The 20,778-nt window shown below is 55.2% G+C and carries 33 protein-coding genes and 1 pseudogene; 30 read left to right on the top strand and 4 right to left on the bottom strand.

Annotated features, from left to right (window positions below; all coding sequences use genetic code 11):
* Window positions 1–46 precede the first annotated feature (46 nt).
* Together BN1139_RS11600 and greB are read right to left on the bottom strand one after the other, a co-directional pair.
* Window positions 47–2,356 (bottom strand): Tex family protein, encoded by a 2,310-nt coding sequence (locus BN1139_RS11600; RefSeq protein WP_041915435.1) that lies wholly within the window; start codon window positions 2,354–2,356, stop codon window positions 47–49.
* A 201-nt stretch (window positions 2,357–2,557) separates the two neighbouring features.
* A complete protein-coding gene (gene greB / locus BN1139_RS11595) occupies window positions 2,558–3,031 on the bottom strand; it encodes a transcription elongation factor GreB (RefSeq protein ID WP_005355349.1) in 474 nt (157 codons plus the stop codon).
* 249 nt (window positions 3,032–3,280) lie between these two features.
* Here greB and ompR point away from each other — a divergent pair, with 249 nt between their 5' ends.
* Together ompR and envZ are read left to right on the top strand one after the other, a co-directional pair.
* On the top strand, window positions 3,281–4,003 hold the full coding sequence (ompR, locus tag BN1139_RS11590) for an osmolarity response regulator transcription factor OmpR (RefSeq protein WP_005340625.1): 723 nt from the start codon (window positions 3,281–3,283) through the stop codon (window positions 4,001–4,003).
* On the top strand, window positions 4,000–5,310 hold the full coding sequence (gene envZ / locus BN1139_RS11585; RefSeq protein ID WP_005355346.1) for a two-component system sensor histidine kinase EnvZ: 1,311 nt from the start codon (window positions 4,000–4,002) through the stop codon (window positions 5,308–5,310). Before ompR ends, envZ begins: the two co-directional genes overlap by 4 nt.
* 37 nt (window positions 5,311–5,347) lie before the next feature.
* On the opposite strand, the gene BN1139_RS11580 is transcribed toward envZ, so the two are convergent.
* Window positions 5,348–6,262: a DMT family transporter gene (locus BN1139_RS11580; protein ID WP_005355344.1), complete on the bottom strand. Its 915-nt coding sequence runs from the start codon at window positions 6,260–6,262 to the stop codon at window positions 5,348–5,350.
* Window positions 6,263–6,618: 356 nt separating this feature from the next.
* On the opposite strand from BN1139_RS11580, the gene rpsJ reads away from it, so the two are divergent.
* From rpsJ to rplQ, 28 genes are all read left to right on the top strand, one after another.
* Window positions 6,619–6,930 (top strand): 30S ribosomal protein S10, encoded by a 312-nt coding sequence (gene rpsJ, locus BN1139_RS11575; protein WP_005307944.1) that lies wholly within the window; start codon window positions 6,619–6,621, stop codon window positions 6,928–6,930.
* A gap of 22 nt (window positions 6,931–6,952) precedes the next feature.
* Window positions 6,953–7,585 (top strand): 50S ribosomal protein L3, encoded by a 633-nt coding sequence (gene rplC, locus BN1139_RS11570; RefSeq protein WP_005340620.1) that lies wholly within the window; start codon window positions 6,953–6,955, stop codon window positions 7,583–7,585.
* A gap of 17 nt (window positions 7,586–7,602) precedes the next feature.
* Window positions 7,603–8,208, top strand: coding sequence for a 50S ribosomal protein L4 (gene rplD / locus BN1139_RS11565; protein WP_005340616.1), 606 nt, complete (start codon window positions 7,603–7,605; stop codon window positions 8,206–8,208).
* A complete protein-coding gene (gene rplW, locus BN1139_RS11560) occupies window positions 8,205–8,507 on the top strand; it encodes a 50S ribosomal protein L23 (protein ID WP_005307955.1) in 303 nt (100 codons plus the stop codon). Before rplD ends, rplW begins: the two co-directional genes overlap by 4 nt.
* Window positions 8,508–8,522: 15 nt before the next feature.
* On the top strand, window positions 8,523–9,344 hold the full coding sequence (rplB, locus tag BN1139_RS11555; RefSeq protein ID WP_005340614.1) for a 50S ribosomal protein L2: 822 nt from the start codon (window positions 8,523–8,525) through the stop codon (window positions 9,342–9,344).
* Window positions 9,345–9,366: 22 nt separating this feature from the next.
* Window positions 9,367–9,645: a 30S ribosomal protein S19 gene (rpsS, locus tag BN1139_RS11550; RefSeq protein ID WP_005307960.1), complete on the top strand. Its 279-nt coding sequence runs from the start codon at window positions 9,367–9,369 to the stop codon at window positions 9,643–9,645.
* Window positions 9,646–9,655: 10 nt separating this feature from the next.
* A complete protein-coding gene (gene rplV, locus BN1139_RS11545) occupies window positions 9,656–10,000 on the top strand; it encodes a 50S ribosomal protein L22 (protein ID WP_005319741.1) in 345 nt (114 codons plus the stop codon).
* A 3-nt stretch (window positions 10,001–10,003) separates the two neighbouring features.
* Window positions 10,004–10,717, top strand: coding sequence for a 30S ribosomal protein S3 (rpsC, locus tag BN1139_RS11540; RefSeq protein ID WP_005307962.1), 714 nt, complete (start codon window positions 10,004–10,006; stop codon window positions 10,715–10,717).
* 13 nt (window positions 10,718–10,730) lie between these two features.
* Window positions 10,731–11,144 carry a 50S ribosomal protein L16 gene (gene rplP / locus BN1139_RS11535; RefSeq protein ID WP_005340612.1) on the top strand — a complete coding sequence of 138 codons (414 nt, stop codon included), beginning with the start codon at window positions 10,731–10,733 and terminating at the stop codon, window positions 11,142–11,144.
* Window positions 11,144–11,335, top strand: a complete 192-nt coding sequence (gene rpmC, locus BN1139_RS11530) for a 50S ribosomal protein L29 (RefSeq protein WP_005307965.1) — start codon at window positions 11,144–11,146, stop codon at window positions 11,333–11,335. The genes rplP and rpmC overlap by 1 nt, the downstream gene beginning before the upstream one ends.
* A complete protein-coding gene (gene rpsQ / locus BN1139_RS11525) occupies window positions 11,335–11,583 on the top strand; it encodes a 30S ribosomal protein S17 (protein WP_005307966.1) in 249 nt (82 codons plus the stop codon). The genes rpmC and rpsQ overlap by 1 nt, the downstream gene beginning before the upstream one ends.
* Before the next feature lie 147 nt (window positions 11,584–11,730).
* The gene (gene rplN / locus BN1139_RS11520) at window positions 11,731–12,099 is read left to right on the top strand and encodes a 50S ribosomal protein L14 (protein ID WP_005307975.1); all 369 of its coding nucleotides are present in this window, start codon (window positions 11,731–11,733) and stop codon (window positions 12,097–12,099) included.
* 11 nt (window positions 12,100–12,110) lie between these two features.
* Complete coding sequence (gene rplX / locus BN1139_RS11515) at window positions 12,111–12,428, top strand: 50S ribosomal protein L24 (protein ID WP_005307977.1); 318 nt, start codon at window positions 12,111–12,113, stop codon at window positions 12,426–12,428.
* A gap of 13 nt (window positions 12,429–12,441) precedes the next feature.
* Window positions 12,442–12,981 carry a 50S ribosomal protein L5 gene (rplE, locus tag BN1139_RS11510; RefSeq protein WP_005331162.1) on the top strand — a complete coding sequence of 180 codons (540 nt, stop codon included), beginning with the start codon at window positions 12,442–12,444 and terminating at the stop codon, window positions 12,979–12,981.
* A 10-nt stretch (window positions 12,982–12,991) separates the two neighbouring features.
* Window positions 12,992–13,297, top strand: a complete 306-nt coding sequence (gene rpsN, locus BN1139_RS11505; protein WP_005340609.1) for a 30S ribosomal protein S14 — start codon at window positions 12,992–12,994, stop codon at window positions 13,295–13,297.
* A 21-nt stretch (window positions 13,298–13,318) separates the two neighbouring features.
* Window positions 13,319–13,711: a 30S ribosomal protein S8 gene (gene rpsH / locus BN1139_RS11500; RefSeq protein ID WP_005307980.1), complete on the top strand. Its 393-nt coding sequence runs from the start codon at window positions 13,319–13,321 to the stop codon at window positions 13,709–13,711.
* Window positions 13,712–13,724: 13 nt separating this feature from the next.
* Complete coding sequence (gene rplF / locus BN1139_RS11495; RefSeq protein ID WP_005340607.1) at window positions 13,725–14,258, top strand: 50S ribosomal protein L6; 534 nt, start codon at window positions 13,725–13,727, stop codon at window positions 14,256–14,258.
* A gap of 9 nt (window positions 14,259–14,267) precedes the next feature.
* The gene (gene rplR, locus BN1139_RS11490; RefSeq protein WP_005340606.1) at window positions 14,268–14,621 is read left to right on the top strand and encodes a 50S ribosomal protein L18; all 354 of its coding nucleotides are present in this window, start codon (window positions 14,268–14,270) and stop codon (window positions 14,619–14,621) included.
* A 14-nt stretch (window positions 14,622–14,635) separates the two neighbouring features.
* A complete protein-coding gene (gene rpsE / locus BN1139_RS11485) occupies window positions 14,636–15,136 on the top strand; it encodes a 30S ribosomal protein S5 (RefSeq protein ID WP_005340605.1) in 501 nt (166 codons plus the stop codon).
* A 6-nt stretch (window positions 15,137–15,142) separates the two neighbouring features.
* On the top strand, window positions 15,143–15,322 hold the full coding sequence (gene rpmD, locus BN1139_RS11480; RefSeq protein ID WP_005307985.1) for a 50S ribosomal protein L30: 180 nt from the start codon (window positions 15,143–15,145) through the stop codon (window positions 15,320–15,322).
* Window positions 15,323–15,324: 2 nt separating this feature from the next.
* A complete protein-coding gene (gene rplO / locus BN1139_RS11475; protein ID WP_005340604.1) occupies window positions 15,325–15,762 on the top strand; it encodes a 50S ribosomal protein L15 in 438 nt (145 codons plus the stop codon).
* 8 nt (window positions 15,763–15,770) lie between these two features.
* On the top strand, window positions 15,771–17,099 hold the full coding sequence (gene secY, locus BN1139_RS11470) for a preprotein translocase subunit SecY (protein WP_005340602.1): 1,329 nt from the start codon (window positions 15,771–15,773) through the stop codon (window positions 17,097–17,099).
* A gap of 27 nt (window positions 17,100–17,126) precedes the next feature.
* Window positions 17,127–17,240 (top strand): 50S ribosomal protein L36, encoded by a 114-nt coding sequence (rpmJ, locus tag BN1139_RS21010; RefSeq protein ID WP_005319705.1) that lies wholly within the window; start codon window positions 17,127–17,129, stop codon window positions 17,238–17,240.
* A 139-nt stretch (window positions 17,241–17,379) separates the two neighbouring features.
* Window positions 17,380–17,736, top strand: coding sequence for a 30S ribosomal protein S13 (gene rpsM, locus BN1139_RS11465; RefSeq protein WP_005307991.1), 357 nt, complete (start codon window positions 17,380–17,382; stop codon window positions 17,734–17,736).
* Between the two features lie 14 nt (window positions 17,737–17,750).
* Window positions 17,751–18,140: a 30S ribosomal protein S11 gene (gene rpsK / locus BN1139_RS11460; RefSeq protein WP_005307993.1), complete on the top strand. Its 390-nt coding sequence runs from the start codon at window positions 17,751–17,753 to the stop codon at window positions 18,138–18,140.
* 39 nt (window positions 18,141–18,179) lie between these two features.
* On the top strand, window positions 18,180–18,800 hold the full coding sequence (gene rpsD, locus BN1139_RS11455; RefSeq protein ID WP_005340600.1) for a 30S ribosomal protein S4: 621 nt from the start codon (window positions 18,180–18,182) through the stop codon (window positions 18,798–18,800).
* Window positions 18,801–18,825: 25 nt separating this feature from the next.
* Window positions 18,826–19,815: a DNA-directed RNA polymerase subunit alpha gene (locus tag BN1139_RS11450; RefSeq protein WP_005355331.1), complete on the top strand. Its 990-nt coding sequence runs from the start codon at window positions 18,826–18,828 to the stop codon at window positions 19,813–19,815.
* A gap of 43 nt (window positions 19,816–19,858) precedes the next feature.
* A complete protein-coding gene (gene rplQ / locus BN1139_RS11445; RefSeq protein WP_005307999.1) occupies window positions 19,859–20,242 on the top strand; it encodes a 50S ribosomal protein L17 in 384 nt (127 codons plus the stop codon).
* Between the two features lie 182 nt (window positions 20,243–20,424).
* Here the strand turns inward: rplQ and BN1139_RS21910 are convergent.
* Window positions 20,425–20,511 (bottom strand): annotated as a pseudogene (locus tag BN1139_RS21910) (gamma carbonic anhydrase family protein); the annotation flags it as partial.
* Window positions 20,512–20,778 lie beyond the last annotated feature (267 nt).

Here is a 20,778-nt window from a genome sequence, read left to right as displayed (position 1 = left end):
GCCCCTTGTGGGGCTTTTTGCATTTAGAAGACGTCTGAAGGTATCGTTACTTTTTCGCTTTGGAGAGCGCTGCCGCGAAGGCGTTGCCCATGGCACCACCCATAGGGGGGCTTTGGCGCGGCTCATTTCTTGGCTTGGTGTTGCCGGCACTACTGTTGCGCGCTTCAGCCGGCTTGCGAGCGGGTTGCCCTGCCTTTTCGTCGAGGCGCATGGTCAGGCTAATCCGCTTGCGCGGGGCGTCCACTTCCAGCACCTTGACCCGTACAATGTCGCCCGCCTTGACCACCTCACGGGGATCCTTGACGAAACGGTCGGTCAGGGAGGAGATATGCACCAGCCCGTCCTGATGAACACCGATATCGACGAAGGCACCGAAGTTGGTGACGTTGGTGACCACCCCTTCCAGCACCATCTCGGGCACCAGGTCGCTGATCTGCTCCACCCCTTCCTTGAAGGTCGCGGTTTTGAACTCGGGGCGCGGGTCGCGGCCCGGCTTGTCCAGCTCGCCGATGATGTCGGTGACGGTAGGTACGCCGAATTGCTCATCGGTATAGTCGGCCGGTTTCAGGCTGCGCAGCAGGCTGCTGTTGCCGAGCAGGCTCTCCACGGTCTGCTCCAGCTTGGCGAGGATCCGCTCCACGACCGGATAGGACTCCGGGTGTACCGCTGAGCTGTCGAGGGGATTGTTGCCGCCGCGAATGCGTAGGAAGCCGGCACACTGTTCGAAGGCTTTGGGGCCGAGTCGGCTTACTTTCAGCAACTGCTGACGGCTCTTGAAAGCGCCGTGCTCATCCCGATAGGCGACGATGTTCTGGGCCAGCGTCTGGGAGAGGCCGGAAACCCGGTTGAGCAGGGCGACCGAGGCGGTGTTCACATCGACCCCGACCGCGTTCACGCAATCCTCAACCACCGCATCCAGCCGGCGGGCCAGCTGGCTCTGGCCGACGTCGTGCTGATACTGGCCCACCCCGATACTCTTGGGGTCGATCTTGACCAACTCGGCCAACGGGTCTTGCAGGCGGCGGGCGATGGAGACGGCGCCACGGATCGAGACGTCGAGATCCGGGAACTCCTGGGAGGCGAGTTCGGAGGCGGAGTAGACCGAGGCTCCTGCTTCGCTCACCACTATCTTCTGCGCCTTGGCGGCGGGGTAGCGCTCGAACAGGTCGCTCACCAGCCGGTCGGTCTCCCGCGAGGCGGTGCCGTTGCCGATGCTGATGAGCTCGACCTTGTGTTTCTGGCACAGCTCGCTCAGGGTCTTGAGGCTTTGATCAATCTGGCGTTTTGGTTCGAACGGATAGATGGTGGCGTGATCGACCAGTTTGCCGGTGGCATCCACCACGGCAACCTTGACCCCGGTACGGATGCCCGGATCCAGCCCCATGGTGCAGCGCATGCCCGCCGGGGCCGCCATCAGCAGATCCTTGAGGTTCATGGCGAACACCTTGATCGCCTCCTCCTCTGCCGATTCGCGGATACGGCCGATCAGCTCGGTCTCCATCTGAAGCGACAACTTGATCTTCCAGGTCCAGCTCACCACCCCTTGCAGCCATTTGTCAGCCGGGCGGTTCTGCAGATTGAGCTTGAGGTGGTGGGCAATGATCCCTTCGCAGGGGCTGGCACTCTCGTCGTCACCGGTTACCAGAGCCAGATTGAGGATCCCCTCATTGCGGCCGCGCAGCATGGCCAGCACCCGGTGGGAGGGGGCCTTGTGCAGGGGTTCGTCGTGTTCGAAATAGTCCTTGAACTTGGCCCCTTCCTGCTCCTTGCCTGCCACCACGCGGGCGCGCAGGGTGGCATTCTGCCACAGGTAGTCGCGCAGCTTCTCCAGCAGGTCGGCCTGCTCGGCGAAGCGCTCCATCAGGATATAGCGGGCGCCGTCGAGGGCTGCCTTGTTGTCGGCAATGCCCTGTTCGGGATTGAGGAAGGCGGCCGCCGCTTGCTCGGGATCCTGCATCGGGTCGCTGAGCAGCAGGTTGGCCAGCGGCTCCAACCCGGCTTCGATCGCCATCTGCCCCTTGGTGCGGCGCTTGGGCTTGTAGGGGAGGTAGAGGTCTTCCAGTCGGGTCTTGCTGTCGGCGCCATTCAATTCGCGCATCAGCTCGGGGGTCAGTTTGCCCTGCTCTTCGATGGAGCGAATGATCACCTGACGGCGATCTTCCAGTTCACGCAGATAGCCGAGGCGGCTCTCCAGAGTACGTAGCTGGCTGTCGTCCAGACCGCCGGTCACCTCTTTACGGTAACGGGCGATAAAGGGCACGGTCGAGCCTTCATCCAGCAGGCGCACTGCGGCCTGCACCTGCTCCGGGCGAGCATGGAGCTCACCGGCAATCTGTCTCTCTATGGTTTGCATCATGATGTTGTTGAGGGCCTCTGTGGTCGAGTCCGCGCCATCAGGCGCCAAGTGTGAGCACTATATGGGGTCGTGTTGCGGGATGCCACCCTGCGCTGGGGTCTGCACCAGTCAGACTGATAAGTCGCAGGGGATAGCGCATATCTTGCCATTTCACCTGTGACTCAGGATGTGCCTGTGGCAAGCAGCTCACCAGTAGTCCGGCTATTTGGGGTAGCTGATCTCGTTGATATACCAGCAGACGTCACCAACTGGCGTACGGACGATGGCTTCATCACCGACCTCTTTCTTGAGCAGGGCGCGGGCCATGGGGGAGTCGATGGAGATGTAATCCTTGCGCTCGAAGATCTCGTCATAGCCGACGATGCGAAAGCGCTTGGTCTCGCCCTCTTCGTTTTCCACCTCGACCCAGGCGCCGAAGAAGACCTTGCCCTCCTGCGCGGGGGCATAGTCGACGATCCCCAGCTCTTCGAGGCACTTGCGCAGGTAACGCACCCGCCGGTCGATCTCCCGCAGCCGCTTCTTGTTGTACTGGTAGTCGGCATTTTCGCTGCGATCCCCCAGACTGGCGGCCCATGCCACCTTCCTGGTGACCTCGGGGCGCTCCTGGCGCCAGAGGAAATCGAGCTCTTCTTTCAGCTTGTTGTAGCCTTCGCGGGTGATCAGCTTTGTCTTCATGGTAATGCGGACCTGGTCAAAGAGGGGTATTCATCGCTAACTGCTCGGGAATATTAGCTTTTGTCCTCTTGCTGTCGAGGGAAATCGTGATGGCTCGGCTGGCGCCATTCAGGGAGTTGCTGGCCAGCGCAGTGACTTGATGGCCGTCACGCTCTCGGGACGGGTAATAACCGGTAACATATTTGTGCTTTGCTCCCGCTATATCCCCCCCTAGTATTGGGGGCAGCTAAAGAATGAAGAGGCAAAGCAATGAGTCAGCAGCAATACAAGGTCCTGGTCGTGGACGATGACCTGAAATTACGTTCCCTGTTGGAACGCTATCTCACCGAGCAGGGATTCGTAGTGCGCGGCGTGGCCAATGGCGAGCAGGCCGATCGCTTGCTGACTCGTGAAAACTTCAGCCTGATGGTGCTCGACCTGATGTTGCCGGGGGAGGATGGGCTCTCCATCTGCCGCCGTCTGCGGGAAGCGGGCAACCAGATCCCGGTGCTGATGCTCACCGCCAAGGGGGATGAAGTGGATCGCATCGTCGGGCTCGAGATGGGGGCTGATGACTATCTGCCCAAGCCGTTTAACCCCCGCGAATTGCTGGCGCGGATCCGTGCCGTGCTGCGCCGCCATACCGTCGAGCTGCCGGGGGCCCCTTCTGCTGCAGAGAAGGTGGTCAACTTCGGCGCCTTTCAACTCAATCTGGCGACCCGCGAGCTGAGCCGGGATGGTGAGCCGATGGCGCTCACCAGCGGTGAATTTGCGGTGCTCAAGGTACTGGTCAGCCATCCGCGCGAGCCGCTCTCCCGCGACAAGCTGATGAATCTGGCCCGTGGCCGCGAATACACCGCCACCGAGCGCAGCATCGACGTGCAGGTTTCCCGCCTGCGCCGCCTGCTGGAACAGGATCCGGCCCAGCCCCGCTATCTGCAGACCGTCTGGGGTCTGGGGTATGTGTTCGTGCCAGATGGTGACGGTGCATGAAAAAGGTCGGCAGCATGTTCTCGCGCATGCTCTGGTTTCTGGCTGCCGTTCTGGTGGTCTATCAAGCGGTCTCCTACGTCACCTTCTACAACTATCTGCTGGCGCCAACCGTCAAGCAGATCAGTCACTTGCTGGCCAATCAGGTCAAGCTGATCTTTCCGGTCAACACTGAACAACTGGCGCTGAGTGAAGATGCCGAGGCGCTGGTCTATGTGACAACCGGTACCGACATCTACACCCAGAGCGAGGCGGTGCAACATGGCTTCAACGATGCCAAGCCATACCCCTATCTGGAGGAGAACATCAGTCGCGAGCTGGGTGGCCCGGCCAAGGTGCGGGTCGAGATCCAGGATCACTACATCATCTGGATCCAGCCGCCGCAGGCCAGCAAAATCTGGGTGCGGATCCCGCTGACCGAGATTGAAGATGACGATATCGAACCCCTCATCATCTATCTGAGCGTGCTGCTGGTGATCACCCTGTTTGCGGCCTGGCGCTTTGCCCGGCAGCTGGTGCGCCCGCTCGAGGATCTCGAAGCTGGTGCAGTTGCGGTGGCCAGAGGCCATTTCCCCGAGGCGCTGGGGGAGCTGGGATCACGGGAAGTGCGGCGACTGACCCGCACCTTCAACCATATGTCGCACTCCATCAAGAGCCTGATCGAAGAGCGTAACCTGATGATGGCGGGGGTTTCCCACGATCTGCGTACTCCGCTGACCCGCATACGGCTTGCCACCGAGATGATGTCCTCTGGTGACGAGTACCTCAAGGAGAGCATCAACGCCGATATCGATGAGTCCAATGCCATCATCGATCAGTTCATCGACTACATCCGCCCGGACGAGGGCCTGGATCTGGAGCCGATCGACCTGACTCAGCTGGTGCACGATACCTTGCTGATCTACTCGGAGCAGGGACTGGAAGTTGATCTGGCGCTGCCGCAAGAGGCGGTGCGGGTGGCCTGCAATCCGGTCAGTATCCGGCGGGTGTTGAACAACCTCTCAAGCAACTCGCAGCGTTATGGGGCGAGCCGTTTGCATGCCGAGCTCAAGGACGATGGGCACTGGGTGCGCCTGCGCCTATCCGATGATGGCCCCGGCATTCCGGAGCAGGACTATTCCCGGGTGCTCAAGCCGTTTACTCAGGGTAATGTGGCGCGGACCGTTGGCGGCAGTGGGCTGGGGTTGGCCATCGTGGCCAAGATAGTCGCCCAGCACCATGGCACTATCCGGCTGGGAAGCTCGGATCTCGGCGGCCTGCTGGTCGAGATGCGGCTGCCGAAACATCAGCCACAGGAGTGGATGGATTGAGAGAAGGGCGTATCCGTGGATACGCCCTTCTGCATGGTCAGCTCTTGGTTTCGACTGATGCTCGATAGCGTTTGCCGTACTTGAGCTGCTGGATCAGCAGGGCGGCAACGATGAGCGCCAACCCGATGGGGGTGGCCGGATGGATGGCTTCGCCGATCAGCAGATTGAGCAGCACCAGCGAGGCAAACGGCGAGATGAAAATGAGGTTGCTGATGGGGGCCGTGTTGGTGGCATGGCGCAGCGCCATCAGCCAGAGCACGAAACCGAAGCCCATTTCGAACAGTCCCACATAGATGGCACCAGCCCATCCCTGCCAGGCGGTCATGGCAAAATCGGAGAGCAACCAGGTCGCCACGACGATAAAAGGCAGGCTGATCATAAAGCCGAGCAACAGGCTGACAATGGGATCGCCCTGATTGCGGGTGTTGAGGATCCAGTAGCTGGCCCAGATGAGGGTCGAGACCAGCGCCAGCGTCACGCCGAGGGGGCTGTCGAACTGGAGGCCGAATACATCCCCTCTGGTGGCGATCACCAGTGCGCCAAAATACCCCAGCACGATGGCGACGCCATCGCGCCGACGCAGCTTCTGGCCGAGGAAGGGGACGGCCAGCAGACTGAGGGTAATGGCCCAGGTGTAGTTGAGGGTCTGTGCCTGCTGGGCAGGCAGCAGATCATAGGCTTTGAACAGCAACAGGTAATAGAGAAAGGGATTCAGCACGCCCAGAGTCAGGTAGTAGAAAGGGCGGGCCTTGATGTAGCTTCCCAGCAGCGGCAGTTTGCCCTGTTTGGCGACGACGGCTGTCAGCGTGAGAGTCGAGGTGAAGGCGGCCACAAGCAACAGTTGCACGGGTTCGAAATAGGCTAGGGAGATCTTGAAGGCGGTGGCGACCGTCGACCAGAGGGCAACGGCGCAAAGGCCATACTGATAGGCTTTTTTTTGATCTTTGAGCATGGGATGTCGTTCCACTGACAGAGGCAAGCGCACAGTCTACCAGTCTGCTTGTAACATTGTCGTTACCTTGGTGTCGGTAGCAGAGTGTGTTGCCGCAGGCGAGATCCATCTGTCACATAAAACTGCGCATAATCTGTTCGCTCTCCCTTGCGCAAATTTGAAAAATCCGTATAATTCCCTCCGCTTACCCATGAGGTAAGCCAGACGATATGTCTGCTGCTGAGTTTCCTGTTTACAGGAGCCAGCCATACAGTCCTCCCGATATGGGGGGAAACGTGAAAAATCACACCTCTGGCGGGAGTAATCTCGGTCGGGCGGTGTTGATTTATGTTCTTTTATCTATTGGAGCTCTGTCAATGCAGAACCAAAGAATCCGTATCCGCCTGAAGGCTTTTGATCATCGCCTGATTGATCAATCCACTGCGGAAATCGTTGAAACTGCTAAGCGCACTGGCGCGCAGGTTCGCGGTCCTATTCCGCTGCCGACTCGCAAAGAGCGCTTCACCGTCCTGATCTCCCCGCACGTCAACAAAGATGCGCGTGATCAGTACGAGATCCGCACTCACAAGCGTCTGGTAGACATCGTTGAGCCGACTGACAAGACCGTAGACGCCCTGATGCGTCTGGATCTGGCAGCTGGTGTAGACGTCCAGATCAGCCTGGGTTAATTACGGAAAGAGGTTGATAACAATGACAATCGGTCTTGTAGGTCGCAAAGTGGGTATGACTCGCATCTTCACTGAAGATGGCGTTTCTATCCCGGTGACTGTTATCGAAGTTGAAGCTAACCGTGTAACTCAGGTCAAATCTGTAGAAACCGACGGCTACAACGCTATTCAGGTTACCACTGGCGCCAAGAAAGCCAGCCGTGTGACCAAGCCGGAAGCTGGCCACTTCGCCAAAGCTGGTGTAGAAGCCGGTCGCGGTCTGTGGGAATTCCGCCTGAACAACGGTGAAACTTTCACTGTTGGTAGCGAGCTGAAAGTAGATCTTCTCGCTGACGTTAAGCTGGTAGACGTTACCGGCACATCCAAAGGTAAGGGCTTTGCTGGTACTGTTAAGCGCCACAACTTCCGCACCCAGGATATGACCCACGGTAACTCCTTGTCTCACCGCGTTCCGGGTTCTATCGGTCAGAACCAGACTCCGGGTCGTGTATTCAAGGGCAAAAAGATGGCTGGTCACATGGGTGCTGAGCGTGTAACGACTCAGAACTTGGAACTGGTTCGTGTTGACGCTGAACGCAACCTGCTGCTCATCAAAGGTGCAGTACCGGGTGCAACCAACGGCAACGTGATCGTCAAACCTGCCGTCAAAGCGTAACGTCTGAGGAGATAGTAATGGAATTGGTAATGAAAGACGCCAAGAGCGCTCTTGAAGTTTCCGAGACTACCTTCGGGCGCGAATTCAACGAAGCTCTGGTTCACCAGGTCGTCGTTGCATATGCCGCTGGTGCCCGTCAGGGTACTCGTGCGCAGCTGACTCGCTCTGAAGTGTCTGGTGGCGGCAAAAAGCCGTGGCGTCAGAAGGGTACTGGTCGTGCCCGTGCTGGCTCCATCCGTTCGCCCATCTGGCGTTCCGGTGGTGTGACTTTTGCTGCTAAGCCGCAAGATCACAGCCAGAAAGTAAACAAGAAGATGTACCGCGGCGCTATCCGTAGCATTCTGTCCGAGCTGGTACGTCAAGAGCGCCTGATCGTTGTTGAGAAGTTCGGCATCGAAGCTCCGAAGACCAAAGAACTGATCGCCAAGCTGAAAGAAATGGAACTGACTGATGTTCTGATCGTGACTGCTGAAGTCGATGAGAACCTGTTCCTGGCTGCTCGCAACCTGTACAAAGTTGACGTGCGTGACGTTGCCGGTATCGACCCGGTCAGCCTGATCGCTTTCGACAAGGTTCTGATGACTGCTGACGCAGTTAAGCAAATCGAGGAGATGCTGGCATGATCCGTGAAGAGCGTCTGCTGAAAGTTCTGAAGGCTCCGCACATCTCTGAAAAGAGCACCATGGTTGCAGAAAAGCAGAACACTATCGTGTTCAAAGTTGCTGTTGATGCTACCAAGGCGGAAGTCAAAGCTGCAGTTGCGAAACTGTTCGAGGTCGAAGTTGAGACCGTCCGTACCCTGAACATGAAGGGTAAGACCAAGCGCGCAGGTGCACGCGTAGGCCGTCGTTCCGATTGGAAAAAGGCTTATGTGACCCTGAAAGCTGGTCAGGACATCGACTTCATGGGCGCAGCCGAGTAAGAGGAGTTCTCAAAAATGGCAATCGTTAAGTGCAAGCCTACTTCTCCGGGCCGCCGCCACGTCGTCAAGATCGTCAATCAAGAGCTGTACAAGGGCAAGCCCTTCGCCGCTCTGCTGGACAGCAAAAGCAAGTCCGGTGGTCGTAACAACAACGGCCGTATCACTACCCGTCATATCGGTGGTGGTCACAAGCAGCACTACCGTATCGTCGACTTCAAGCGCGACAAAGACGGTATCCCGGCTAAAGTAGAGCGCCTGGAATACGATCCGAACCGTACCGCAAACATCGCCTTGGTGCTGTATGCAGACGGTGAGCGTCGTTACATCCTGGCTCCGAAAGGCCTGAAAGCTGGTGACGCGATCGCTTCTGGTGCTGATGCAGCCATCAAGGTAGGTAACGCCCTGCCGATGCGCAACATCCCGGTTGGTTCTACCGTTCACGCTGTAGAGATGAAGCCTGGTAAAGGTGCCCAGCTGGCTCGTTCCGCTGGTACTTTCATCCAGATCCTGGCTCGTGAAGGTAACTATGTAACTCTGCGTCTGCGTTCCGGCGAAGTACGTAAAGTTCTGGCCGAGTGCCGCGCTACCATCGGTGAAGTCGGTAACTCCGAGCACATGTTGCGTCAACTGGGTAAAGCCGGTGCAAACCGCTGGCGTGGTATTCGTCCGACCGTTCGCGGTATGGCGATGAACCCGGTTGACCACCCGCACGGTGGTGGTGAGGGTCGTAACAAGGGCATGCAGCCTGTGTCCCCATGGGGCCAGAAGGCTAAAGGCTTCAAGACCCGTAAGAACAAGCGTACCGACAAGTACATCGTACGTCGTCGTAACAAGTAATTGTTAACATAGAGGAATCACCATGCCACGTTCTCTCAAGAAGGGTCCATTTATTGACCTGCACTTGCTGAAGAAGGTAGAGAAAGCGGTGGAAAGCGGGGATAAAAAGCCGGTTAAAACCTGGTCCCGTCGTTCAATGATCATCCCGAACATGATCGGTTTGACCATCGCTGTCCATAATGGTCGTCAGCACGTTCCGGTTTTCGTTACCGAAGAAATGATCGGTCACAAACTGGGTGAATTCGCACCGACTCGTACTTATCGCGGCCATGCTGCTGATAAGAAGGCTAAGAAGCGCTAAGGGATAAATGATGGAAGCTATCGCTAAACACCGTTATGCCCGTACTTCTGCCCAGAAAGCTCGTCTGGTAGCCGATCAAGTACGTGGTCTGTCCGTAGACAAGGCTCTGAATATCCTGACCTTCAGCCCGAAAAAGGCTGCAGTGCTGGTTAAGAAAGTGCTGGAATCTGCCATTGCAAACGCTGAGCACAACGAAGGCGCCGATATCGACGCGCTGCGTGTTGCTACTATCATGGTCGACGAAGGTCCCTCCATGAAGCGCATCCGTCCGCGTGCCAAAGGTCGTGCGGATCGTATCCTCAAGCGTACCGCTCACATCACTGTAGTGGTATCCGACGCTAAGGCTGGGAGATAAGCAATGGGTCAGAAAGTACATCCTAATGGCATTCGCCTGGGTATTACCAAGCCTTGGAATTCTACCTGGTTCGCGAACACCAAAGACTTCGCTGACAACCTGTACAGCGATTTTCAAGTACGCCAGTTCCTGACCAAGGAACTGAAAAACGCGTCCTTGTCCAAGATCACCATTGAGCGTCCGGCCAAGAGCATCCGTGTGACCATTCACACTGCTCGTCCGGGTGTTGTCATCGGTAAGAAAGGCGAAGACGTTGAGAAGCTGCGCAAAGCTGTAGCCACTATTGCTGGCGTGCCTGCTCAGATCAACATTTCCGAAGTCCGCAAGCCGGAGCTGGATGGCAAACTCGTTGCCGACAGCATCACTTCCCAGCTGGAGCGTCGTGTAATGTTCCGTCGTGCTATGAAGCGCGCCGTACAGAACGCAATGCGCCTGGGTGCCAAGGGCATCAAAGTGGAAGTTTCCGGTCGTCTGGGCGGCGCTGAAATCGCGCGTACCGAATGGTACCGTGAAGGTCGTGTGCCGTTGCACACCCTGCGTGCCGACATCGACTACGCAACTTCTGAAGCCCACACCACTTACGGTGTGATCGGCGTTAAAGTTTGGATCTTCAAGGGCGAAGTTCTGGGCGGTCTGGCTGCTGTTAACGCTGCCGCTGCTCAAGAGCAAGCTCCTGCAAAGCCCAAGCGTGACAACAAGCGCCGCGCTGCTAAGTAAGGAGATTCGGTAAATGTTGCAACCTAAGCGTACTAAATTCCGCAAGACCCACAAGGGTCGTAACCGCGGTCTGGCCACCTCTGGTAACGAAGTATCCTTCGGTACCTTTGGCCTGAAGGCGACATCCCGTGGTCAACTGACTGCTCGTCAAATCGAAGCAGCCCGTCGTGCCATGACCCGTCACGTTAAGCGTCAAGGTAAGATCTGGATCCGTGTGTTCCCGGACAAGCCCATCACCGAAAAGCCCCTCGAAGTTCGTATGGGTAAAGGTAAGGGTAACGTGGAATACTGGGTTTGCCCGATCCAGCCTGGCAAGGTTCTGTACGAGATGGACGGTGTACCTGAGGCTCTGGCGCGTGAAGCGTTTGCCCTGGCCGCAGCTAAGCTGTCTGTTCAGACCACTTTCGTAATTAAGACGGTGATGTGATGAAAGCCCAAGATCTGCGTCAAAAGAGCGTCGAAGAACTGAACCAGGAGCTGCTGGGCCTGCTGCGTGAGCAATTCAACATGCGCATGCAAGCGTCCACCGGCCAGCTGGCTCAGACTCACACTCTGAAACAAGTGCGTCGTGACGTCGCACGTATCAAGACTGTACTGACTGAGAAGGCAGGTGCGTAATGACTGACAAGATCCGTACTCTGCAAGGTCGTGTAATCAGCGACAAGATGGACAAGTCCATCACTGTTGCTATCGAGCGCAAGGTAAAGCACCCGATCTACGGTAAGATCATCAAGCGCACTACCAAGCTGCACGTACATGACGAAAACAACGAGTGCAAAGCTGGCGACCTCGTGGAAATCCGCGAATGCCGCCCGCTGTCCAAGACCAAGTCCTGGACCCTGGTTGCCGTTGTAGAAAAGGCCTAATCGGTACTTTGTAGTCCAAGCGGCCCCTTTCAGGGGCCGTTTGTTTTTTAGGCTACCTTTTCTGAAAATCCTGTGTTATAGTTTCGCGCCTTTTGAAGGCAGCCAGATCCCATTAGGGATAAGAAGTAAACAAAGCGGAGCACTAAGATGATCCAGATGCAAAGTATGCTGGGTGTTGCCGACAACTCCGGCGCTCGCAGTGTAATGTGTATTAAGGTTCTGGGTGGCTCGCACCGCCGTTACGCCGGCATCGGCGACATCATCAAGGTTTCCATCAAGGAAGCCATTCCTCGCGGTAAAGTGAAGAAAGGTGATGTGTATAACGCGGTGGTCGTACGCACCCGTAAAGGCGTTCGTCGTCCGGACGGCTCTGTCATCCGTTTCGACAACAATGCGGCTGTGTTGCTTAACAACAACCAACAGCCAATCGGTACTCGTATTTTTGGCCCGGTGACCCGTGAACTGCGTAATGAGAAGTTCATGAAGATTGTGTCCCTGGCACCCGAAGTACTGTAAGGAGTCGAACGATGGCAGCTAAAATCCGTCGCGAAGACGAAGTGATTGTTCTTACCGGCAAAGACAAGGGCAAGCGTGGCAAAGTCACTCAAGTCCTGATTGCAAAAGGTAAGGTAATCGTGGAAGGCATCAACCAGGTGAAGAAACACCAGAAGCCGGTACCCGCACTGGGTCAGGCTGGCGGTATCGTCACCAAAGAAGCCCCCATCGATGTATCAAACGTAGCGCTGTTCAACTCTGCCACTGGCAAAGCTGACCGCGTTGGTTTCCGGATTGAAGACGGCAAAAAAGTCCGTTTCTTCAAATCCACCGGCGAACTTGTGAAGTAATTGGAGTTTAACGATGGCGAAACTGCATGATTACTACAAATCCGATGTAGTAAATGAACTGTCCAAGCAGTTCGGTTACAAGACTATCATGCAAGTCCCTCGGATCGAGAAAATCACCCTGAACATGGGTGTTGGTGAAGCGATCTCTGACAAGAAATTGCTGGAAAATGCTGCTGCCGATATGGCTGCCATTTCCGGTCAGAAGCCGCTGATCACCAAAGCTCGCAAATCTGTTGCGGGCTTCAAGATTCGTGAAGGCTACCCGATAGGTTGTAAAGTAACCCTGCGTGGCGAGCGTATGTGGGAGTTCCTGGAACGGCTGATCTGCATCTCCGTACCGCGTATCCGTGACTTCCGTGGCCTGAACGCTAAAGCGTTCGACGGTCGTGGTAACTACTCCATGGGCGTGCGTGAGCAGATCATCTTCCCGGAAATCGACTATGACAAAGTCGATCGCGTCCGTGGTCTGGATATCACCATCACCACTTCCGCGAATACCGATGAAGAAGGCCGTGCTCTGCTGGCTGCCTTTAACTTCCCATTCCGCAAGTAAGGTTAGGGTTATGGCTAAAACATCCATGAAAGCGCGCGAAGCAAAGCGTGCCAAGCTGGTAGCCAAGTACGCGACCAAGCGTGCCGAGCTGAAAGCTATCATCGTTGACATGAACGCTTCTGAAGAAGCGCGTTGGGATGCTGTACTGCAACTGCAACAGCTGCCCCGTGATTCCAGTCCGTCCCGCCAGCGTAACCGTTGCAATATTACTGGTCGTCCGCACGGTTTCCTGCGCAAGTTTGGCCTGTCTCGCATCAAGGTGCGTGAGCATGCCATGAAGGGCGAAATTCCGGGCCTGAAGAAGGCTTCTTGGTAACGAATCTCGGGAGTTAGACTTATGAGCATGCAAGATCCGATCGCGGATATGCTGACCCGCATCCGTAACGGTCAGGCGGCGAGCAAAGTTGCGGTTTCCATGCCTTCTTCCAAGCTGAAAGTGGCTATCGCCAAAGTGCTGAAAGAAGAAGGTTACATCGCTGGCTACTCCGTAGCTGGTGACGTGAAGCCGGAACTGGAAATTGAACTGAAATATTTCCAGGGCAAGCCAGTTGTAGAACTGATCCAACGCGTAAGCCGTCCAGGCCTGCGTATTTACAAGCGCACTACTGATCTGCCGAAAGTTATGGGCGGTCTCGGTGTTGCTATCGTGTCCACGTCTAAAGGTGTGATGACTGACCGTGCTGCTCGCAAAGCAAGCATGGGCGGTGAGATCATCTGCTACGTCGCTTAATAGGAGGTAGGAAATGTCTCGTGTTGCTAAGGCACCCGTCACTATTCCTGCTGGCGTAGAGGTGACTCTGAACGGCCAGGAACTGACCATCAAAGGTGGTAAAGGTTCTCTGGTTCGCTCTATTCACGCCGGTGTAGAAGTGACCAAAGAAGACAATGTACTGAAGTTCGCCCCGCGCGGCAGCATCGCTGGTGCTGACGCTCAGGCCGGTACTGCCCGTGCATTGGTCAACAACATGGTAATCGGTGTTACCCAAGGCTTCGAGCGCAAGCTGCAGCTGGTTGGTGTAGGTTATAAAGCCTCCATCAAGGGCAATGCTGTTGCGCTGGCTCTGGGCTTCTCTCACCCGGTAGAGCATGCGCTGCCGGCTGGTGTGACCGCTGAGTGCCCGACTGCTACAGAAATCGTTCTGCGTGGCGTCGACAAGCAGCTGGTTGGCCAAGTCGCCGCCGATATCCGTGCTTACCGCGCTCCGGAGCCCTACAAGGGCAAGGGTGTACGCTATGCCAACGAGCAAGTGCGTACTAAAGAAGCTAAGAAGAAGTAAGGTAACACTATGGACAAGAAAGCAGCTCGTCTCCGTCGTGCTACTCGTGCTCGGAAAAAGATGCAGGAACTGGGAGCTACCCGTCTGGTTGTTCACCGTACCCCGCGTCATATCTATGCGCAGGTTATTGCAGCCAACGGTTCCGAAGTTCTGGCCTCTGCTTCCACAGTAGAGAAAGCCATCAGTGAAGCTCTGAAATACACCGGTAACGCAGATGCTGCTACCGCTGTAGGTAAGGCTATCGCTGAGCGTGCTATTGCCAAAGGCGTTCAGAACGTATCTTTCGATCGTTCCGGTTTCAAGTATCACGGTCGCATCGCTGCCCTGGCAGCTGCCGCACGTGACGCTGGTCTTCAGTTCTAAGCTAGGAGTCGAAGATGGCTAAAGTCGAATCTCAAGCCGGCGAACTGCAAGAAAAGCTCATTGCAGTAAACCGTGTTTCGAAAACTGTTAAAGGTGGTCGTATCATGTCCTTCACCGCGTTGACCGTGGTGGGTGATGGTAACGGCCGTGTAGGTTACGGTTACGGTAAAGCCCGTGAAGTTCCGGCTGCTATTCAAAAAGCAATGGAACAGGCTAAGCGTAACCTGAACAAGGTTGAGCTGAACAACGGCACTCTGCACCACCCGGTGCGTGGTGTTCACTCTGGCTCCACCGTGTTCATGAAGCCGGCCTCCCAAGGTACTGGTATCATTGCAGGCGGCGCTATGCGTGCTGTTCTGGAAGTTGCCGGTATCCACAACGTGCTGGCCAAGACCTACGGTTCCACCAACCCAATCAACGTTGTTCGCGCTACTGTAGACGCTCTGGTTCACGGTCAATCACCGGAACAGATCGCTGCCAAGCGTGGTCTGCGCGTTGAAGAAATTCTGGGGTAATGCGACATGGCTAACACTGTAAAAGTAACTCAAACTCGCAGCTCTATCGGCCGTCTGCCAAAGCACAAGGCGACTCTGCGTGGTCTGGGTCTGCGTCGCATTGGTCACACCGTTGAGCTGGAAGATACTCCTTGCGTACGCGGCATGATCAACCAGGTTTATTACATGGTTAAGGTGGAGGGCTAAGCATGCGTCTGAACACTCTGTCTCCGGCCGCTGGTTCCAAGCCTGAAAAACAACGTCGTGGTCGTGGTATCGGCTCCGGCTTGGGCAAGACTGGTGGTCGTGGTGTTAAAGGCCAAACCTCTCGTTCCGGTGGCGGCAAAGTTCGCAACGGTTTCGAAGGTGGCCAGATGCCTTTGAAAATCCGTCTGCCGAAGTTCGGTTTCTTCTCTCGCAAATCTTTGGTTTCTGCCGAAGTGCGTCTGAACGAAATCGCCCTGGTAGAAGGTGATGTGGTCGACCTGAGCACTCTGAAGCAAGCCGGTGTTGTTACTAAGAACATCGTGTTCGCTAAAGTTGTTCTGTCAGGCAACATTGACCGTGCTGTGACCGTTCGTGGTCTGTCCGTCACCAAAGGTGCACGCGCAGCCATCGAGGCCGCTGGCGGTAAAATCGAGGAATAATCAGTACAATGGCTAAGAAACCAGGATTGGATGTTAAAGCACAGGGTGGTCTGAGTGAACTGAAGAGCCGTCTGCTCTTCGTTCTCGGGGCGATTATCGTTTTCCGTGCAGGCTCTTATGTGCCGATTCCTGGTATTGACGCCGCCGTACTGGCCGAGTTGTTCCAGCAACAGAAGGGCACCATCATTGAGATGTTCAACATGTTCAGTGGTGGTGCACTCTCGCGTGCTTCTATTCTTGCGTTGGGGATCATGCCGTACATTTCGGCATCGATCATTATCCAGCTGCTGACAGTGGTTCACCCCGCTCTTGCTGAACTCAAGAAAGAAGGTGAATCCGGCCGTCGCAAGATTAGCCAATATACCCGTTGGGGCACGCTGGTTTTGGGAACTTTCCAGGCCATTGGTATTGCAACCGGTCTGCCGAATATGATGCATGGACTCGTGACTAATCCGGGTCTAGGATTCTATTTCACAGCGGTTGTGAGTTTGGTCACCGGTACCATGTTTTTGATGTGGTTGGGTGAACAGATTACCGAGCGTGGGATTGGTAATGGTATCTCGTTGATTATTTTCACAGGTATCGTTGCTGGTCTGCCGCATGCCATTGGCGCTACGGCCGAACAGGCACGTCAAGGGGAATTGCACATCCTGCTGTTGTTGTTGCTGGGCTTGATTGTTTTCGCAGTGACTTACTTTGTGGTGTTCGTGGAGCGTGGTCAGCGTCGTATCGTCGTTAACTATGCCAAGCGTCAACAAGGCCGCCAGGTATTTGCCGCGCAAAGCACACACCTGCCGTTGAAAGTGAATATGGCTGGTGTGATTCCTGCGATTTTCGCATCCAGTATCATCCTCTTCCCGGGGACCATTACCTCTTGGTTTGGTCAGGGTGAGGGTAAAGTAGCTGATATCCTGCAACAGGTCTCTATGGTCCTGCAGCCGGGTCAACCGCTTTACGAGATGCTGTATGCAGCAGCCATTATCTTCTTCTGCTTCTTCTATACCGCGCTGGTGTTCAACCCCCGCGAGACAGCAGATAATCTGAAGAAGAGTGGAGCCTTTATCCCGGGGATTCGCCCGGGCGAGCAGACAGCACGTTACATCGATAAGGTTATGACTCGCCTGACATTGGCAGGTGCGCTCTATATAACCTTTATCTGTCTGGTACCCCAGTTCTTGATGACTGCCTGGAACGTACAGTTCTACTTCGGTGGCACTTCGCTGCTGATTATCGTGGTAGTTATCATGGACTTCATGGCTCAGGTACAAACCCATATGATGTCTCATCAATATGGCGACGTCCTGAGGAAGGCCAACCTGAAGGGCTACGGCCGCTAAAGGTCGGCGTAGTTACGGAGTTAAGCAATGAAAGTTCGTGCTTCCGTTAAGGCAATCTGCCGTAACTGCAAAATCATCAAGCGTCACGGTGTGGTGCGTGTGATTTGCAGCGAGCCAAAGCATAAACAGCGCCAAGGCTAATTTTTTACGGTTAGTACTTGCAACAAATAGTTGTGCTGGCTAATATAGCCAGCCAACTTTTGTTGTGTATTGGTTGACCGCCACGTATCCGCTCACGGGCTTTGTGGTGGTCGTAATCTACTATATGTAGGAGTGAATAGTGGCCCGTATCGCTGGCATTAACATTCCTGACCATAAGCATGCAGTCATCGCTTTGACTGCGATTTATGGCGTCGGTCGTACCCGCTCCAAGGCCATCTGTGCCGCAGCCGGTATCGCTGAGAATGTGAAAATTAAAGACCTGGACGAAGCTCAGATCGAGAGTCTGCGTGAACAAGTAGGTAAATTCACCGTTGAAGGTGACCTGCGTCGTCAGATTTCCATGAACATCAAGCGATTGATGGATCTGGGTTGCTACCGTGGTTTGCGTCACCGTCGTAGCCTGCCTGTTCGTGGTCAACGTACCAAGACCAACGCTCGTACCCGTAAGGGTCCGCGCAAGGCTATCAAGAAGTAACGGGAAGGTAGAAAATGGCTAAAACTCCGACTCGTGCTCGCAAGCGCGTTAAAAAGCAAGTGAGCGACGGTATTGCGCACGTTCATGCATCTTTCAACAACACAATCGTGACCATTACTGACCGTCAGGGCAATGCTCTGTCTTGGGCTACTTCTGGTGGTTCCGGTTTCCGTGGTTCTCGTAAGTCCACCCCGTTCGCTGCTCAGGTAGCTGCCGAGCGCGCTGGTGAGATGGCCAAAGAATATGGCGTCAAGAACCTGGAAGTCATGGTCAAAGGTCCGGGTCCCGGTCGTGAGTCTTCCATCCGCGCCCTGAACGCGGCTGGTTTCCGCATCACTAACATTACTGATGTGACTCCGATCCCGCACAACGGTTGTCGTCCTCCCAAGAAGCGCCGCGTATAACGCTGTAGCTACTTGGTCTAGGATTGTTGGAGAAAGAAGATGGCAAGATATATCGGTCCTAAGCTTAAGCTTAGCCGTCGTGAGGGCACCGACCTCTTCCTGAAGTCAGGTGTTCGTGCGATTGATTCTAAGTGCAAGATTGACACCGCCCCTGGTCAGCACGGTGCGCGTAAAGCGCGTCTGTCCGACTACGGTGTTCAGCTGCGCGAGAAACAAAAAGTTCGTCGTATCTACGGCGTATTGGAAAAACAGTTCCGCAACTACTACCGCGACGCTGCCCGTCAAAAGGGTAACACCGGTGAAAACCTGTTGCAGCTGCTGGAAGGTCGTTTGGACAACGTTGTTTACCGTATGGGCTTCGGCGCTACCCGTGCTGAATCTCGTCAGCTGGTGAGCCACAAGGCCATCATGGTAAACGGTCGCGTTGTGAACATTCCTTCTTTCCAGGTTTCCCCTGAGGACGTGATCTGCGTTCGTGAGAAGGCTAAGAAGCAAGCGCGTATCAAAGCTTCCCTGGAAGTTGCTGGTCAGCGTGAGAAGCCGACTTGGGTAGAGGTTGACGCCGCTAAAATGGAAGGTGCTTTCAAGCGTCTGCCAGAGCGTTCCGACCTGTCTGCCGACATTAACGAACAGCTGATCGTCGAGCTTTACTCCAAGTAAAGCTAGCTTCTAAAGAGAGGACACAATGCTGGGTTCTGTAACAGATTTTCTTAAACCGCGGCTAGTTGACATCGAGCAAGTTAGCCCGACTCATGCGAAAGTGACTCTTGAGCCACTCGAGCGTGGCTTTGGTCACACGCTGGGCAACGCCCTGCGTCGTATTTTGCTGTCATCTATGCCCGGTTGTGCAGTTACTGAAGTCGAAATTGACGGGGTACTGCATGAGTACAGCAGCAAAGAAGGTGTACAGGAAGACATTCTTGAAATCCTGCTCAACCTGAAAGGTATCGCTGTGAAGCTGGAAGGCAAGGACGAGGTAACTCTGTCCCTGACCAAGTCTGGAACAGGCCCCGTTACCGCTGGTGATATCACTTACGGTGATGAAGTCGAGATCGTAAACCCGGAGCACGTAATCTGCCACCTGACAGGTGCCAATGCTGAAATCAGCATGCGCCTGAAAGTTCAGCGCGGTCGTGGTTATGTGCCTGCTTCTGCTCGTGTTCACAACGATGACGAAGAGCGCCCGATTGGTCGCCTGCTGCTGGACTCTGCGTTCAGCCCCATCGTTCGTATTGCCTACAATGTTGAGGCAGCACGTGTGGAACAGCGTACCGACTTGGACAAGCTGGTCATCGACATGGAGACCAATGGTACCCTGGATCCTGAAGAAGCCATCCGTCGTTCTGCCACTATTCTGGCTGAGCAACTGGAAGCCTTCGTGGATCTGCGCGATGTCAGCGTGCCCGAGAAGAAAGAAGAGAAACCCGAGTTTGATCCGATTCTGCTACGTCCTGTCGATGATTTGGAGCTGACAGTTCGTTCTGCGAACTGTCTGAAGGCAGAAGCTATCCACTATATTGGTGATCTGGTACAGCGTACCGAAGTTGAGTTGCTTAAGACTCCTAACCTCGGTAAGAAGTCCCTGACTGAGATCAAGGACGTGTTGGCCTCCCGTGGTCTGTCTCTTGGCATGCGCCTTGAGAACTGGCCGCCCGCCAGCATCGCTGACGAGTAATCCAGATTACGGGTTTCACAGATTTAGTTAGAAGGATAAGGTCATGCGCCATCGTTTGAGTGGTCGTCAACTGAACCGGAACAGCAGCCATCGTCAGGCAATGTTCCGCAACATGGCCAGCTCCCTGGTTCGTCATGAGATCATCAAGACGACTCTGCCTAAGGCAAAAGAGCTGCGTCGTGTAGTTGAACCGCTGATCACCCTTGCCAAGACTGATAGCGTTGCTAATCGTCGCCTGGCATTTGCCCGTACTCGCGATAACGCGATCGTGGCTAAGCTGTTCAATGAACTGGGCCCGCGCTACCTGGAGCGCGCCGGCGGTTATACTCGCATTCTGAAATGCGGTTTCCGTGCAGGCGACAACGCCCCTATGGCTTATATTGAGCTGGTAGACCGCCCGGCCGCTGCTGAAGCAGCTGCTGAGTGATAAAGAAAAAGCCGGGCTTGTCCCGGCTTTTCTTTTAATCCATTCTGATACTGCCTCAACTGCCTCAACTCATCATTCACCTCTTATTCTTCTATAGAAGTAAGCGCTGTTCCCAAGCCCTGCTGAACGGTGAATAGTTGGCTCACTTGGCGTGAGCATCGTCAGCCAGCTTGATATCGCCCTACATACACCCGTTTGCCCAGTTGCGGGCGTGTTCCCTTATAGGATCTCAGTCGCAAGTCCATCTTGGCCTCCTTGTTTTCGGCCATTCTAGCAATCTGGAACCGGTTTCTGTGGATAAGTTTGTATAAAAGCTGTGGTTGGATATGAATAACTAAAAAAGTGCCCTTTTTGCAATTTTATTGCAGGAGAGGGGTTGCCAGAAAGAATCTGTTCCCTATAATGCGCCTCCATCGACAGGGCAAGCGGCAACGCAGAAAGCCAAGTCGGTAACCTCGAAAAGCCTTTGAAAATAAGGCTTGACTCGAGAAGGCGGTTGAGTAGAATTCCACTCCCGCAGCAACACACTGTTGCGT

The sequence above is a fragment of the Aeromonas veronii bv. veronii genome (assembly GCF_000820225.1).
GTDB lineage: Bacteria > Pseudomonadota > Gammaproteobacteria > Enterobacterales > Aeromonadaceae > Aeromonas > Aeromonas veronii.
The sequence above is the reverse complement of the archived record's forward strand: the minus strand, read 5'-3'. Positions and strand labels throughout refer to the sequence as shown.